This window comes from Longimicrobium sp., from assembly GCF_036399255.1.
Classification (GTDB): Bacteria; Gemmatimonadota; Gemmatimonadetes; order Longimicrobiales; family Longimicrobiaceae; genus Longimicrobium.
In genome coordinates, this window is the sequence record NZ_DASWNM010000016.1 from 1 (window position 1) to 13772 (window position 13772).

11 protein-coding genes are annotated in these 13772 nt (G+C 68.3%); 3 read left to right on the top strand and 8 right to left on the bottom strand.

Going from position 1 to position 13772, the window contains the following annotated elements:
• Window positions 1-270 precede the first annotated feature (270 nt).
• Window positions 271-2571 carry a hypothetical protein gene (locus VGC13_RS01130; protein ID WP_331123348.1) on the top strand — a complete coding sequence of 767 codons (2301 nt, stop codon included), beginning with the start codon at window positions 271-273 and terminating at the stop codon, window positions 2569-2571.
• A 183-nt stretch (window positions 2572-2754) separates the two neighbouring features.
• Here VGC13_RS01130 and typA read toward each other — a convergent pair whose 3' ends face one another.
• A complete protein-coding gene (gene typA / locus VGC13_RS01135; protein WP_331123349.1) occupies window positions 2755-4587 on the bottom strand; it encodes a translational GTPase TypA in 1833 nt (610 codons plus the stop codon).
• A 423-nt stretch (window positions 4588-5010) separates the two neighbouring features.
• Between typA and VGC13_RS33380 the strand changes: the two genes are divergently transcribed.
• A complete protein-coding gene (locus tag VGC13_RS33380) occupies window positions 5011-5460 on the top strand; it encodes a cold-shock protein (RefSeq protein WP_349264165.1) in 450 nt (149 codons plus the stop codon).
• Between the two features lie 73 nt (window positions 5461-5533).
• Here the strand turns inward: VGC13_RS33380 and rpsU are convergent, their stop codons facing one another.
• The 7 genes from rpsU to VGC13_RS01175 form a co-directional block, all read right to left on the bottom strand.
• Window positions 5534-5797 (bottom strand): 30S ribosomal protein S21, encoded by a 264-nt coding sequence (rpsU, locus tag VGC13_RS01145; protein WP_331123350.1) that lies wholly within the window; start codon window positions 5795-5797, stop codon window positions 5534-5536.
• Between the two features lie 349 nt (window positions 5798-6146).
• A complete protein-coding gene (locus VGC13_RS01150) occupies window positions 6147-6383 on the bottom strand; it encodes a hypothetical protein (protein ID WP_331123351.1) in 237 nt (78 codons plus the stop codon).
• 67 nt (window positions 6384-6450) lie between these two features.
• Window positions 6451-7155: a hypothetical protein gene (locus VGC13_RS01155; RefSeq protein WP_331123352.1), complete on the bottom strand. Its 705-nt coding sequence runs from the start codon at window positions 7153-7155 to the stop codon at window positions 6451-6453.
• Window positions 7156-7860: 705 nt separating this feature from the next.
• The gene (gene speB, locus VGC13_RS01160) at window positions 7861-8829 is read right to left on the bottom strand and encodes an agmatinase (RefSeq protein WP_331123353.1); all 969 of its coding nucleotides are present in this window, start codon (window positions 8827-8829) and stop codon (window positions 7861-7863) included.
• A 447-nt stretch (window positions 8830-9276) separates the two neighbouring features.
• Window positions 9277-9783 (bottom strand): Fur family transcriptional regulator, encoded by a 507-nt coding sequence (locus tag VGC13_RS01165; RefSeq protein ID WP_331123354.1) that lies wholly within the window; start codon window positions 9781-9783, stop codon window positions 9277-9279.
• A complete protein-coding gene (locus tag VGC13_RS01170; protein WP_331123355.1) occupies window positions 9784-10275 on the bottom strand; it encodes a hypothetical protein in 492 nt (163 codons plus the stop codon).
• 14 nt (window positions 10276-10289) lie between these two features.
• On the bottom strand, window positions 10290-11417 hold the full coding sequence (locus VGC13_RS01175) for a hypothetical protein (RefSeq protein WP_331123356.1): 1128 nt from the start codon (window positions 11415-11417) through the stop codon (window positions 10290-10292).
• 178 nt (window positions 11418-11595) lie between these two features.
• Here VGC13_RS01175 and speA point away from each other — a divergent pair, with 178 nt between their 5' ends.
• On the top strand, window positions 11596-13494 hold the full coding sequence (gene speA / locus VGC13_RS01180; RefSeq protein WP_331123617.1) for a biosynthetic arginine decarboxylase: 1899 nt from the start codon (window positions 11596-11598) through the stop codon (window positions 13492-13494).
• Window positions 13495-13772: the final 278 nt, after the last annotated feature.

Sequence of the window (13772 nt, forward strand, 5' to 3'; positions counted from 1 at the left end):
ACGGCAAGGTGGAGCCGGTGATCGTCTGATCGCAGGATGACGGCGCGGCGGCGCACCCCTGCGCCGCCGCGGCAGGATGAGCGCAATCGATCAATCCGGGACCCAACGAGGCCCCCGCCGGCACAGCGCCGGCCGGGGGCCTTTTGTGTTCAACCGACAAAGACGGTGAGAGAACTGGCCTGGGAGGCCACCGCCGGCAAAACGACCGGCATCGCAGCCCCGCCGCGCATCGGCGGCGGGACGGACACGAACCCTGGCAGGAGCAGCATGATGGCGAAGGCACATACGCTCGTCGACAACTTCAACGACAACCAGATCGACAGCGCGAAGTGGTTGACTGTCGGCAACCCGCCGCCTGCCGCCGAGCGCATCCGCGAGACCAACGGACGTATCGAGATCCGTCCGGCCATCGGCACCCACGGCTACTCGGGGATCAGCTCCAGTCTCAGGTACGACCTGACCGACTCCGAGGTACGCCTGGAAGTGGTCCACGCGCTCCAGCCGCCCGGCCAGACCTCCCTCTCCCTCGGCGTCGACATCAGCAACCACCTGCTCATCACCATCAGGGACAGGACCATCGTCTTCGCGCAGCAGGTCGCCGGAACCTGGACAATTCTGGAGACGCTTCCATACGACGCCGTAGCCCACCGCTGGGTGCGGCTGCGTGAGCGTGCCGGGGTCCTGTACTGGGAAACCTCGGCCGACGGCGTGGGATGGGACCTCCGCGTCCGCAACGCCACACCCTTCACCGTTACCGCGGTGCTGATCGACATCTCCGCCGGGGGCCAACCCACGGCGTGGGCCGGAATGGCCATCATCGACAACGTGAACGTGCAGAAAACGCCGCTGGCGCGCCGCGTGGAGGAGCGGCGGCTGTCCGCGCGCGACGTGCGCGTGCAGGCGGCGCAGGTCGCGGCGGAACGGCGCCACGACGAGCACGCCAACAACAACGACGAGGTCAACTACCCGGCGCAGCGCTTCGTCGGCAACTACAGCAAGAGCCTCAAGCACGACGCGCTGGGCGACCCCGATCCGGGCTCGTACGCCACGCTGCTGCGCGCCCTGGAGAGCCGCGACCCCGCGGACTTCGAGGAGATCGACCTCGCGTCTTCCACTGCGGTCAAGCTCACCAACCCGCAGTCGGGGCTGGCGTTCGACGTCGCGGGGCCGGATGCGCAGGAGCGTACGATGCCGCCCGCGCCGCGCTTCGAGAGCGAGGTCACGGCGCACGAGATGGGTGAGCTGTACTGGATGGCGGTGGCCCGCGACGTTCACTTCGCCAGCTACGGTTCAGACGCGACCGTCGCGGCGGCGATCACGTCGCTCAACAGCGAGTTCCCGCAGTTCGGCGGCACCAGGCCCGTCTCCGCACAGAACGTATTCCGCGGCATCTACCCGGGCGAGCAGGTGGGGCCGTACGTGAGCCAATTCCTGCTCAAGGGCAACACGGACCCGCGCAAGCCGGACACGCTGGGCCGCGACGCCAACGAGGGCTTCATCTCCTACGGCGCGCGCGTCATCGACCAGCGGCTCATCCCCGCGGCGGCCGGGGTGGACTACCTCACGGACTTCGCCTGGTGGCTGGACGTGCAGAACGGCGTGGACAAGCGCGGGCTGGACACGTTCGACACGGCGCGGCGCTTCATTCGCAACCTGCGCGACGGGGCCACGCTCGTGCACTTTGACCAGGTGGTGGACGCGTACTACAACACCGCGTGGATCCTGATGAGCGAGCCCACCGGCAACCAGTTGGCGCTGCAGGCCGGGATCACCGGGCGGCCGCAGATCGACCTGGAGTTTCCCAAGGACCAGGGGAACCCGTACGATCCGCCCGGCACGGCCATGGACAGCAGGACGCAGGCGCCCTTTGCGACGTTCGGCCCGCCGCACCTGCTGCAGGCGCTGAGCGAGGTGCTTGGCCGGGCGCTGCGGGCGGTGTGGTGGCAGAAGTGGGGCGTGCACCGCCGCCTGCGGCCCGAGGAGTACGGCGGGCGCGTGCACAACCACGTGACCGGCGCGCGGACGTACCCGCTGCACGCCAGCATCGTCGAGTCGCTCACGCTGGCGCCGACGGCGGAGAAGCCGGCAAGGCTGTCGCAGTACTTCGGCAACGCGGGCGAGCGCTTTCCCACCTCGTACCTGCTCCCGCAGGCGTACCCCGAGGGGGCGCCCACGCACCCGGCGTACGGCGCCGGCCACGCCGCCGGCTCCGGAGCGCTGGTCACCATCCTCAAGGCCTTCTTTGACGAGAACAGGCCGATCGAAAACCCGGTGCAGGCCAGCACCGACGGCCTGGCGCTTGTCCCCTACACCGGCACCGACGCGTCGCAGATGACACTGGGCGGCGAGCTGAACAAGCTGGCGGGCAACATCGCCCTCTTCCGCGACGCGGCCGGCGTGCACTGGCGCTCGGACTACACCGAGTCGCTGCCGCTGGGCGAGGCGATCGCCATCGGGCTGCTGCAGGAGATGTCGCTGGGCTTCAACGAGGACGACGCGTTCTTCGAGCTGACCAAGTTCGACGGCCAGAAGATCCGCATCTTCGACGGCAAGGTGGTGCCGGTGGTGTAACGAAGCCGGGGGAAGAAGCGAGTCTCCGCAGAGTCAGCAGAGCCCGTTCAGCGCGGCGAGAAAACTCTGTTGACTCTGCTGACTCTGTGTGAGACCCGTTCCTTTTCCACCCTCTCCAGCGAAAAAGATCAGCCTCACGCGCAGACGCGTGAGGCTGATCTTTTCGTACCTTCGTACCGCCCTTTACGCGGACGCCGCGCGCGAGGCCTTCTTGCGGTCGTTCGCGCTCAGCAGGCGCTTCCGCAGGCGGATGGTCTGCGGCGTCACCTCGATGAGCTCGTCGTCGGCGATGTAGCCCATCGCGTCCTCGAGCGACATCACGCGCGGCGGCTCCAGCAGGATGTTGTCGTCGCTGCCGCTGGCGCGCATGTTCGTGAGCTTTTTGCCCTTGGTGACGTTGACCTCCATGTCGCCCGGACGGCTGTTCTCGCCCACGATCATCCCCTCGTACACCGGCACGCCGGGCTCGATGAAGAACGTCGAACGCTCCTGCAGGTTGCCCAGCGAGAACGCCACGCTCTCCCCGCCCATCATGCTCACCAGCACGCCGCGGTTGCGGGTGCTCATGGGGCCCACGTACGGGCCGTACTCCAGGAAGCGGTGGTGCAGAACGCCCTCGCCGCGCGTGGCGGTAAGGAATTCGCTGCGGTAGCCGAACAGCCCGCGCGCCGGCATGCGGTAGACGAGCCGGACCAGTCCGCCGCCCGGGTTCTTCATCTCGCGCATCTCGCCGCGGCGCTGGCCCAGCTCCTGGATCACCGGCCCCATCAGCGTCTCGGGGACGTCGATGGTCACCTCTTCGTACGGCTCCTGCAGCTGCCCGTCCAGCCCCTTCTTCAGGATCACGCGCGGGCGCGAGACCGCGAACTCGTACCCCTCGCGGCGCATGGTCTCCATCAGGATCCCCAGGTGCAGCTCGCCGCGGCCGCTCACCGTCAGCGTGTCGGGACTGTCCGTCTCCTCCACCCGCAGCGCCACGTTGCTCTCCAGCTCCTTGAACAGCCGGTCGCGCACCTGGCGGCTGGTGACGTACTTGCCCTCGCGCCCCGCGAAGGGCGAGTTGTTGAGCATGATGTCGACCGAGACCGTCGGCTCCTCGACCGCGATGCCGGCCAGCGGCTCCGGGTGCTCCGGGTCGCACACCGTGCTGCCGATGTCCACGTTCTGCAGCCCGCTCAGCGCCACGATGTCGCCGGCCGAGGCCGACTCGATCTCCAGCCGCTCCAGGCCGTTGAAGGTGAACAGCTTGCCCACGCGGTTGCGCGCGCCGGGCGCCGAGTCTTCGCCGTCGTGGCCGTGCTCCAGCAGCAGCACGCTCTCGCCCACCTTCACCACCCCGCGCTCGATGCGCCCGATCGCCAGGCGCCCCAGGTACGGCGAGTAGTCGATGGTCGACACCAGCATCTGGAACGGCCCCTCCGCGTCGCCCGTGGGGGCGGGGATGGTCTCCAGGATGGCGTCGAACAGCGGCGTCAGGTTCGTGCGCTCGTCCTCGGGCTGGCGCATGGCCACGCCCTCGCGGCCCACGGCGTAGAGGAAGGGGCAGTCCAGCTGGTGGTCGTCGGCCTCCAGCTCCATGAACAGCTCCAGCACCTCGTCGTGCACCCGGTGCGGGTCGGCGTCGCCGCGGTCGATCTTGTTGATGACCACGATGGGCTGCAGCCCCAGCTCCATGGCCTTGCGGGTCACGAAGCGGGTCTGGGGCATGGGGCCCTCGGCCGCGTCGACCAGCAGGATCACGCCGTCCACCATGCGAAGGATGCGCTCCACCTCGCCGCCGAAGTCGCTGTGCCCCGGCGTGTCGACGATGTTGATCTTGTTGTCCTTCCAGCGCACCGACAGGTTCTTGGCCAAGATCGTGATCCCGCGCTCGCGCTCCAGCGGGTTGCTGTCCATCACCCGCTCCGCCACGTGCTGGTTGTCACGGAAGGTGCCGGCCTGGCGGAGCATGTGGTCCACCAGCGTCGTCTTTCCGTGGTCGACGTGGGCGATGATGGCGATGTTGCGAATGGACATCAGGTATTCTTTCAGCGGGCCAGACGGCCTCGGGTCCGGTGTTCGTCAGGTGTTTGCGATTTCCGAAATGAAATACGGGCGCCTCGCTGCGGAGGTGCCCGCGTTTCGGAAACAGCCCTGTAAAATAGTGAGTTTAGCCGGATTCCGCTACCCCGGGCGCGCACATTCCACCGCATGCGTGAGACGCGACGAAGCCGGGCTTGATATCTGGGCTCTGTGTGGGGTGCCCCCGACCGATGAGAAAAAGCGGGCGCCTCTGGGGAGAGCGCCCGCTTTTTACAAGCCCTGTAATTTAACGCCACAGGCGAGACTGGTCCAGCCCTTGCTGGCGTATTTGACGCTCACTCTTGGCACGCGGCGTGCTCGCGCGTAGGTTGTGAGCGCGGCAGTACATCTCAACACCTCTTCGTAACGGGCGAGCAAATGGCCAGAGAGACGGGAACGGTGAAGTGGTTCAATCCGGAAAAGGGCTTCGGCTTCATCGCCCGTGAAAACGGCGAGGGCGACGTCTTTGTCCACCACAGCGCCATCCAGGGGGGCGGGTTCAAGACGCTGGTAGACGGCGAGCGCGTGGAGTTCGACGTGGTGCAGGGCCAGAAGGGCCCGGCCGCGGAGGGCGTCGTGCGCCTGGACGCGCCGGCGGGCGGCGGTGACGCCGGCGGCGGCGGACGCGGCGGCTACGGCGGCGGCGGTGGCGGCCGTGGGGGTGGCGGCGGCTACGGCGGCGGCGGTGGCGGCTACGGCGGTGGGGGCGGCGGCTACGGCGGCGGGGGTGGTGGCCGTGGCGGCGGCGGGGGCGGCTACGGCGGCGGCGGGGGTGGCCGCGGCGGTGGCGGCGGACGCGACCGGGACCGCGGCGGCGATCGCTGGTAGGCGCGGCAAAGCGAGGCCCTGGCCATTTGGCCCGGGCCTCGCTCGCGTTTCAGACGTCGGGAGAGCGAACCGCTTAGAAGTTGTAGCGGCGCGCGGCGCGCTTGCGGTCCTTGTGCCGGCGGCGCTCGGCGGCCTTTTCCTTGGCCTTGCGAGCTTCGCTGGGCTTCTCGTAGAACCGCTTGCGGCGCATGTCCTTGAACAGGCCCGAGCGGATCATGCGGCGGCGGAACTGCTTCAGGGCCCAGTCCAGGCGGTCGGTCTCCGCGAGCTGAATCTCTACCACGACGATCCCTTCCAGGATGAAGAAAATAAGACCTGGCGTTCGTATCCAGGTCATCGAACCCGATCACATCCGCGAATTCCGCGGCATGGCAGCCCTATAAACTAGGCACGCACGCGCCGCAAGTCAACGGACTCCCGCCGAATTCTTCCGCAGTCCCCGGGAGCGCCCCCAGGCCAGGGCTGACTTCCTGAGGGAGCGCACCACGTGCAACCGGAAGCCACACAGCCACTTGCGCGCGACCGAAGGATCTTCTCCCGGCACGCGAGAGGCAAGCCCGGCCGCCGGAATCCAGCCTCTCGGTTTTGCCCGCGAGATCCTTCGGTCGGCGCCAGGGTCCGTCGTATGGGGAGGGCCCGAGCGGCGCCTCCCTCAGGAAGTCACGGCGAGGAACAGAATTCTCCCTCTACCCCGCCGCGGACTCGATCTCCCGCACCAGCTCCTCGTCCGACAGCGACTCGTCCCAGCCGCCGGGCAGCTCCAGGTTCACCGACATGGCGCCGCCGCTGGGCGTGCACACCACCCGGTAGCGGTCCGTCCCCTCCACCCGCGCCGCCTCGCTCTTTCCATCCTCCGAAAGCCCCGCGTACGCCTCCACGCAGCTCCACGTGGTCCCCTCCCCGTCCGTTACCTCGCGCGGCATCCGCTCTCCTCTGCTCCGGTAAACATCCATCAACGGCCGCCGGGCAACGCGAGAGCCGCGCCATCCCTCACCAGGTCCAGTAGATCACGCGGTGCGCGTCCGGGTCGCCGTACGCGCGCAGGTGCGGAAGCAGCTGGTTCATCACGCAGTCGCCGGCGATCTGCGCGAGCGTCCGGTCCACCCACCCCACGCGGACGTACTCCGGGCCCACCTGGCCCAGGGTGATGGTCCTGCCGTTCCACTCCCAGGCGACGTACTGGCCGCCGTACTCCCGCGTGCGGCGCTCAGCTACCTCGTCGCTCACGTAGACCGCCTCGTACAGCTCCCGGTCCGCCGGCCACTCCGCCGGAAACGCGGTGCCGTCAAAGAGCTCCGCGTACTCCTTGCGGACGTACGCCGCCCTGTACGTGCAAGGCTCGTCCCAGGGAAGGTCCAGCAGCTCCCGCACGGTCATCCAGCTGACGAGGAAGACCAGCTCGCCCACGTATTCCGCGTACTCCATCACCACCGGCGACGCGTCCCGCGGCATCCCGCGCGGATGGCCGGGAAGCGGCGGAACGTTGGACATCCGGTCGGCGGCCATGTCATCGTCGCGCGCGCCGTCGGCCAGCGCTTCGGCCAGCGCCGTGTTGGGCCCGCAGCGCGAATAGACGTTCACGGGATCCAGAGAGTCCTCGTCGTCGTACCCGCGACGCACCGTCTCGGGAGGATCGGCGGGCACCCAGCGGCTGCCCTCGCGCCGCTCCACAAACATCGCGATGTCCGTCCCCATCCCCGTCTCCCTTCGATTTGACGTGGAGCGCCAACGGGCGTGCGCCGCCCACCTTCCCTGGAATCAGCGTGTTTGAGCTGGCGGAATGCAAGCGATTCAGCCGTCCAGTTTCCCCCGCGAGAGCTTCGAATGCCGTTGGAGAAGCGGAGAAGCGCTCCGTTTGAGGCCCTCGTGCACGGAAGCTTCCCTCATCCGCCACCACGATCACCGATTGAGGCGAACTCCAGCGGGATCAACACACAAGGAGGGCGCGGATGAACCCCTCCGCGCCCTCCCGTGTTCCGTCGCGAGCCCTCGGGTGTGGAATCAGCTGCGGCGCTTCGAAAGGCTGTGGTAGCTAATCATCCTGTGTACAGCTTGGATAATCAGCGTCCGGGTATCTGCGCCGATCACCTGTCATCATTATGGCCCCTATTATGCGGCGCAGCTACTGAGCGCCCCTTCCGGCGCGAGGAGCCCTTCCCCGATTATTCAACGAGGTGGAACATGGACCGGACCAGACTCAAACTCGGCGAACTGATGGTGGAGTCGTTCGAAGTCATGCCGGCGGCGAACGCGATCCCGCTCCAGGCACTCATGTCGTGCACGGGGAGCCCCGCCATCTGCTCCAAGTGCTGCGTTGAGCCGACCTGTACGGACTGCCCCGACTGCTGAACGGCGCTGGGGGGCGGCCGGACCACGAGAGGTCCGGCCGTCCTTCGTCTCCTAGCGCGGTCCCTCTTCTGTGCTCCTCGTTCCGTGCACCGCGCCACGTAGCGAGTGGTAGCCGATCATCTTGTAGACCAGCTTGGCCACCACGAAGTCCGGGGCCGCGTTGCCGCCGATGGGGGCCAGCTCCACCACGTCCACGCCCACCACGTTCTTTTCCTCGAACACGCGCCGCAGCAGCTTGAGCGTGGGATACCAGGGCGGGCCGCCCGGCTCGGGCGTGCCGGTGGCGGGCATCAGCGACGGGTCGAAGTAGTCCACGTCGAAGGTGATGAACACGTCGTCGCCCAGCGCGGCGAATGCGCGGTCGATCCACGCCTCGTCGCTCCACATCTCCTCGGCGAAGATGGTGGTGATGCTCCCCTCGCGCTCGCGGATGAGCGCCCGCTCCTCGCTGGTGATGGCGCGAATGCCCACCTGCACCAGGTCCGCGCGGTCGATGCACTGCGCCATCACGGCCGCGTGCGAGAACCGCGAGCCCTCGTACTCCAGCCGCAGGTCGCCGTGTGCGTCGAACTGCAGGATGGTCAGGCGGCGCCCCTCGCCCAGGCGGTCGGCGTGGGCCAGCACCGGCGCGCTGGTGATGCTGTGCTCGCCGCCCAGCCCGATCACCAGCCGGTCGCCCGCCTCGGCCAGGATGGCGTCCATGGCCTCGCGCAGCTCGCCGATGGCGGCCTCGGGGCCGGCGGAGGTCAGGTGCAGCGCCGGCAGGGTGCACACGCCCACGCGCGGCCCCGGCTCGTCGTCCAGCTCCTGGTCGTACAGCTCGATGAAGCGCGACGCCTGGATGATGGCGTCGGGCCCCAGCTTGGTGCCGCCCTGGTAGCTTACGCTGGCCTCGTACGGAATGGGGAGGATGACGACGCCGGCGTTCTGCCAGGTGGCCGCGTCGCCCTCCAGCCCCAGGAAGTTGCGCGGAAGCTCCCAGGAAAGGTCCCGGAGCGACTCGGGGATTTCAGCCGACATGATCTGCTCTCGCGTTGCGGACGTGGTTGCGCCGCGACTGGACCGTGCGGCGGGCGGGCAATCTCGCGCGTGGCCGGCGGCGGGGAAAGGGGCGGAGGGGTGAGCGGGTGAACGGGTGAGTCGGCGCGTTTCCACGAGGGCCCCTCTCGCCCGACCGGCCTTTTGCTCGTTCCTCGCAACGGCGGTCGACCCCTCCCCCAACCCCGGGGGAGGGGTGTGCACGGGCTCTCCGAACGCGAGCAGGTGAAGCCCCGCCGGGCGAGCTCCGCGAGCCCAGGGCGGGGCTTATGGCATTTCTAGCCGCGGGCTTTAGCCCGTGGCGGCGGCGGCGGACACATCCCCCGTGGGGGCCGAGCCCACACAATCCACCAAAACGCAAACCGCCCCGCGAGATCGTCTCGCAGGGCGGTTCGTCGTCCATCCCGACTGTCGATCAGCCGAGGCGGCTCAGAACGTCAGTGCCGGGCAGGCCACGCCTTCGTACTTCAGCTCCACCCCGGCGGCGCGGCAGTCGGGGCACAGGCCGTACACCTCCAGCCGGTGCCGCGCGGGCAGAAAGCCGTGGGCGCGCGCCACCTCGTCCTGAATGCGCTGGATCTCGGGACGGCGAAACTCCACCACGTTGCGGCAGTGCGTGCACACCAGGTGCTGGTGGCCGCGCTGGTGCCCGAACAGGTGCTCGTAGCGCTTGAACCCGTCGCCGAAGTCGTGGTCCTCCACCAGCCCGCTGCGCACCAGGATCTCCATGGTGCGATAGATGGTGGCCTTGCCGATGCGCTCGCCGCGCTTCTTGAGCTCGGCCTCGATCTCCTCCACCGACAGGTGCTCGGTAGAGCTGAACACCACGTCCGCAACCACCTCGCGCTGCAGCGTGACCGGCAGCCCGTGCTGGCGCAGGTAGCGCCGGAACAGGTGCAGGTAGGGAGACGTGGCGACGACTTCGCTGGCGGCCATTCAGGTCCTCTGATGGTCGGGATCGGGATCGGACAAGTCCGGCACTAACGATAATGATTCTCGATTGCCCGGGTCAAGCGGCACGCCCGCCAGCTCCGCCAGCAGCGCCTCCCACCGGGCCGCATCCCCCGCAGTCTCCCGCACGTCCGGCGTCTCGGGGACATCCAGCCGGCGCAGCACGCCCTCGATGATGCGGTCCACGCGGTCCAGCGGCACCGTCCCCTGCTCCCGCAGCTCGTCCGTGCGCACCGGCCGAGCCCGCGGCGCCGGCGGCTCCATCACGTAGTGCAGCGTGTGGATGGTGCGCGTCCGCCGCGCCTCGTCGCCGTCCGCATAGACGGAGAGCACCGCCAGCCCGCTTTCCCGCGCCCCCAGCTGCCGCGCGGGAAACAGCCACACCGCGTCCACCCGCTCCGGCGGAATGCGCTCCGCCGCCGCGCCCAGCGCCGCCGCAAGCGCGGGGTCGATCCGCCCCGGCTGCGGCGCGTCCATCCGCGATCCGTCGCTCAGGCGGCCCCCACGGCCTGCGGGGCGCGGGCGCGCTCCATCACTTCCTGCTCCACGTAGAAGCGAAGCACGTGCAGGAAGTCCTGCGCGTTGGTGATCACGCCGAACGCCTGGTGCGTGCCCCGGTCCTTGAGCTTGCTGACGACGAACTCGGACGAGTCCACGCAGATCGTCGTCAGCGGCCGCACCTCGCCCGTCTCCTCCTTCCACACGTAGCTGGGAAGCATGTTGCCAGTGGCGATGGAGTGGAGCGCCGTGGCGATCATGATGACGCCCGTGCAGCGGCGGGTGTGCTCCTTCATCACCTCCTGGCAGCGGATGGCGTCGGTGATGGTGTCCGGCAGCGGCCCATCGTCGCGGATGGAGCCGGCCAGCACGTAGGGGACGCCGGAGGTAACCGCCGCGTGCATCACCCCCTCGGTGATGATCCCCTGCTCCACCGCGGCCGGGATGGACCCGGCGGCGCGGACGCGGTTGATGGCGCGCATGTGGAAGGCGTGGCCGCCCTCCATGGGGATGCCGCGGTTGTTCATCCCCAGCGTGGTGCCCATGGTGGCGCTCTCGATGTCGTGCACCGCCACCGCGTTGCCGCCGAACAGCGCCCCCACGAAGCCCTCGCGGATGAACCACGCCAGCGTGTCGCGCCCGCGGCTGTGGAGGACGGCGGGGCCCACGACCCAGATGAAGTGGCCGCCGCGCTCGCGCTCGTCCACCAGGATGCGCGCCATCTCGCCGTAGTCCGTGGGCTTTTCGCGGCTGACCTCGGACGACATGAACTTGAACTCGCCCTCGGGGCCCACGTCGCCCTCCGCGCCCATCAGCCCGGCCGCGTGGACGTAGATCCCCTCGCTGCCGTCTTCGGCAAGGCCCATGGCCACCGGCTGCCCGCCGCGCACGTAGCGGCCTTCCAGCACGCGCGGCGCGCCGTCCGCGTCCAGCACCAGGGCGCTGTCCATGCGCGGGTCGCGGGGCAGCTTCCACTCGCCGCTCTGCAGCTTGACGTACGTGGGCAGGTTGGTGGTGCTGAAGAAGCCCTCGGGAAGCACGCCGTCCGCCGGGGCGGCCATGAAGCGGGCCGCGGGGGCGTTGGCGAAGCGGGGCTGCGAAAAGTCGGGCGCGCGGTACATGCGGTGGTCGGTCTGGTGAGGGGTCCGGAGGTCCGCCGGCGTGGCGTGAAAGTAGCCGGGGGACGCCCCGCCGAACAAGTCGGGGCCCCCGGCCCTTTCGCGCGCGGGCCAAAGGGTCCAGATTCGATCCCCTCACAATCCCGATCGACCGTGGACGTATCATCCGACGGAGGCCGAGCTGCCTAAGAAGTGGACCATCGACGATTCCCGCGAGCTGTACAACGTGGAAGGCTGGGGAATCGGCTACTTCGACATCAACGAAAAGGGCCACGTGACCGTGAGCCCGTCCAAGACGGACGGGCCGGCGCTGGACCTTTTCGAGCTTGCGACGGACATGGAGGCGCAGGGGGTGGGGCTTCCCCTGCTCATCCGCTTCAGCGACATCCTGCGCACGCGCATCGAAACGCTGGGCGACCGCTTCGCCACGGCCATCAAGGAGTTCGGCTACGAGGGCGGCTACACCACGGTGTACCCCATCAAGGTGAACCAGCAGCGGCACGTGGTCGAGGAGATCGTCCAGTACGGCGAGCGCCACGGCGTGGGGCTGGAGGTGGGAAGCAAGCCCGAGCTGCAGGCGGTGCTGGCGCTGAACGAGCGCGCCGACCACCTGATCATCTGCAACGGCTACAAGGACGAGGAGTTCATGCGGCTGGCCCTGATGGGCCAGAAGCTGGGCCACCAGGTGCTCATCGTCATCGAAAAGCTGAGCGAGGTCGAGGTGCTGCTGCGCGTGGCCGAGGAGATGGGCGTGGAGCCCACCGCCGGCGTGCGCATCAAGCTGAGCGCCACCGGCGCCGGCCGCTGGAGCGAGACGGCGGGCGAAAAGAGCAAGTTCGGCCTGAACGCGGCGCAGCTGGTAAAGGTGCTGGACATGCTGGACCAGGCCGGCAAGCTGCACGTGCTCAAGCTCATCCACTTTCACCTGGGGTCGCAGATCCCCGACATCCGCAACATCAAGCTGGGGATGACGGAGGTGGCGCGGTACTACGTGGAGCTGCGCCAGCTGGGGGTGGAGATCGGCTACGTGGACGTGGGCGGCGGGCTGGGGGTGGACTACGACGGGTCGCGCTCCACCGGAAGCGCCAGCGTGAACTACTCCATCCAGGAGTACGCCAACGACATCGTCTACGCCCTGGCCGAGGCGTGCCGCGAGAACGAGGTGCCCATGCCGCACATCATCAGCGAAAGCGGCCGGGCCCTTACCGCGCACCACGCGCTGCTGCTCATCAACGTCATCGACCTCGAGACGCAGAGCCCCGACAAGCCCGAGCCGGTGAGCGACGAGGCGCACCCGCTGGTGCAGGAGCTGGCCGGCGTGTTCCGCGAGCTGGACGGGCGCCGCGTACACGAGGTGTACCACGACGCGGCGTTCCTCAAGGAGCAGCTCATCGTGCACTTCAACAGCGGCACGCTGTCGCTGCGCGAGCGGGCCATCGGCGAGCGGTACTGGCTGTCCATCATGAACCGCGTGGCGCAGCTGGCGGCCAAGGACCCCGACGAGTACGAGGACATCCTCCCCGAGCTGGAGGCCATCCTCATCGACCGGTACTTCTGCAACTTTTCGCTCTTCCAGTCGCTGCCGGACAGCTGGGCCATCGACCAGCTGTTCCCCATCATGCCCATTCACCGGCTGCACGAAGAGCCCACGCGCCGGGGCACGCTGCAGGACGTGACCTGCGACAGCGACGGCAAGATCGACCACTTCGTGGGATGGCGGAAGAGCAAGCCCAGCCTGGAGCTGCACGCCTTTCGCCACGACGAGCCGTACGTGCTGGGCATCTTTCTGACCGGCGCGTACCAGGAGATCCTGGGCGACCTGCACAACCTGTTCGGCGACACCAACGCCGTGCACGTAAAGCTGACGGAGACGGGGTACGAGATCGGCGACCTGGTGCACGGCGACACCATCACCGAGGTGCTGAACTACGTGCAGTTCAACACGCAGGACCTGATCGCCACCTTCCGCCGCAAGATCGCCAACGCCGGCAGCCGGATCACCCGCGCGGAGGCGAATGCCTTCATCGCCGACTACATCGCGGGGCTGGCGGGGTATACGTATCTGGAGGGGGATGCGTGAAGGTGATGGGGTGAACGGGTGATGGGGTGAACGGGTGACGGGGTGAGAGGGAGGGATGGGTTAGATGCGCGTAGGGCGGGCTTCCCAATCGGGAGCCCGCCCTTTCGCATCCAGAGAACCCCGTGAATGAGCGGAAAGCTTCCACCTGCCCTTGGGACATCCACGCCCATACAGGGACACTGACGCCCCTGAATCACTGGGACATCTACGGTACAGCGAATTCCTAAACGAAATCCGCTCAATCGCTTATGCGTAATGGGCATGATTGGAACGCCGCG

Coding starts and splice junctions, on each gene's coding strand:
- VGC13_RS01130 (WP_331123348.1), top strand. CDS start 271: ATGGCGAAGGCACATACGCTCGTCGACAACTTCAACGACAACCAGATC.
- VGC13_RS01170 (WP_331123355.1), bottom strand. CDS start 10,275: ATGGACGCGCCGCAGCCGGGGCGGATCGACCCCGCGCTTGCGGCGGCG.
- VGC13_RS33380 (WP_349264165.1), top strand. CDS start 5,011: ATGGCCAGAGAGACGGGAACGGTGAAGTGGTTCAATCCGGAAAAGGGC.
- rpsU (WP_331123350.1), bottom strand. CDS start 5,797: ATGACCTGGATACGAACGCCAGGTCTTATTTTCTTCATCCTGGAAGGG.
- VGC13_RS01155 (WP_331123352.1), bottom strand. CDS start 7,155: ATGGGGACGGACATCGCGATGTTTGTGGAGCGGCGCGAGGGCAGCCGC.
- typA (WP_331123349.1), bottom strand. CDS start 4,587: ATGTCCATTCGCAACATCGCCATCATCGCCCACGTCGACCACGGAAAG.
- VGC13_RS01150 (WP_331123351.1), bottom strand. CDS start 6,383: ATGCCGCGCGAGGTAACGGACGGGGAGGGGACCACGTGGAGCTGCGTG.
- VGC13_RS01175 (WP_331123356.1), bottom strand. CDS start 11,417: ATGTACCGCGCGCCCGACTTTTCGCAGCCCCGCTTCGCCAACGCCCCC.
- VGC13_RS01165 (WP_331123354.1), bottom strand. CDS start 9,783: ATGGCCGCCAGCGAAGTCGTCGCCACGTCTCCCTACCTGCACCTGTTC.
- speB (WP_331123353.1), bottom strand. CDS start 8,829: ATGTCGGCTGAAATCCCCGAGTCGCTCCGGGACCTTTCCTGGGAGCTT.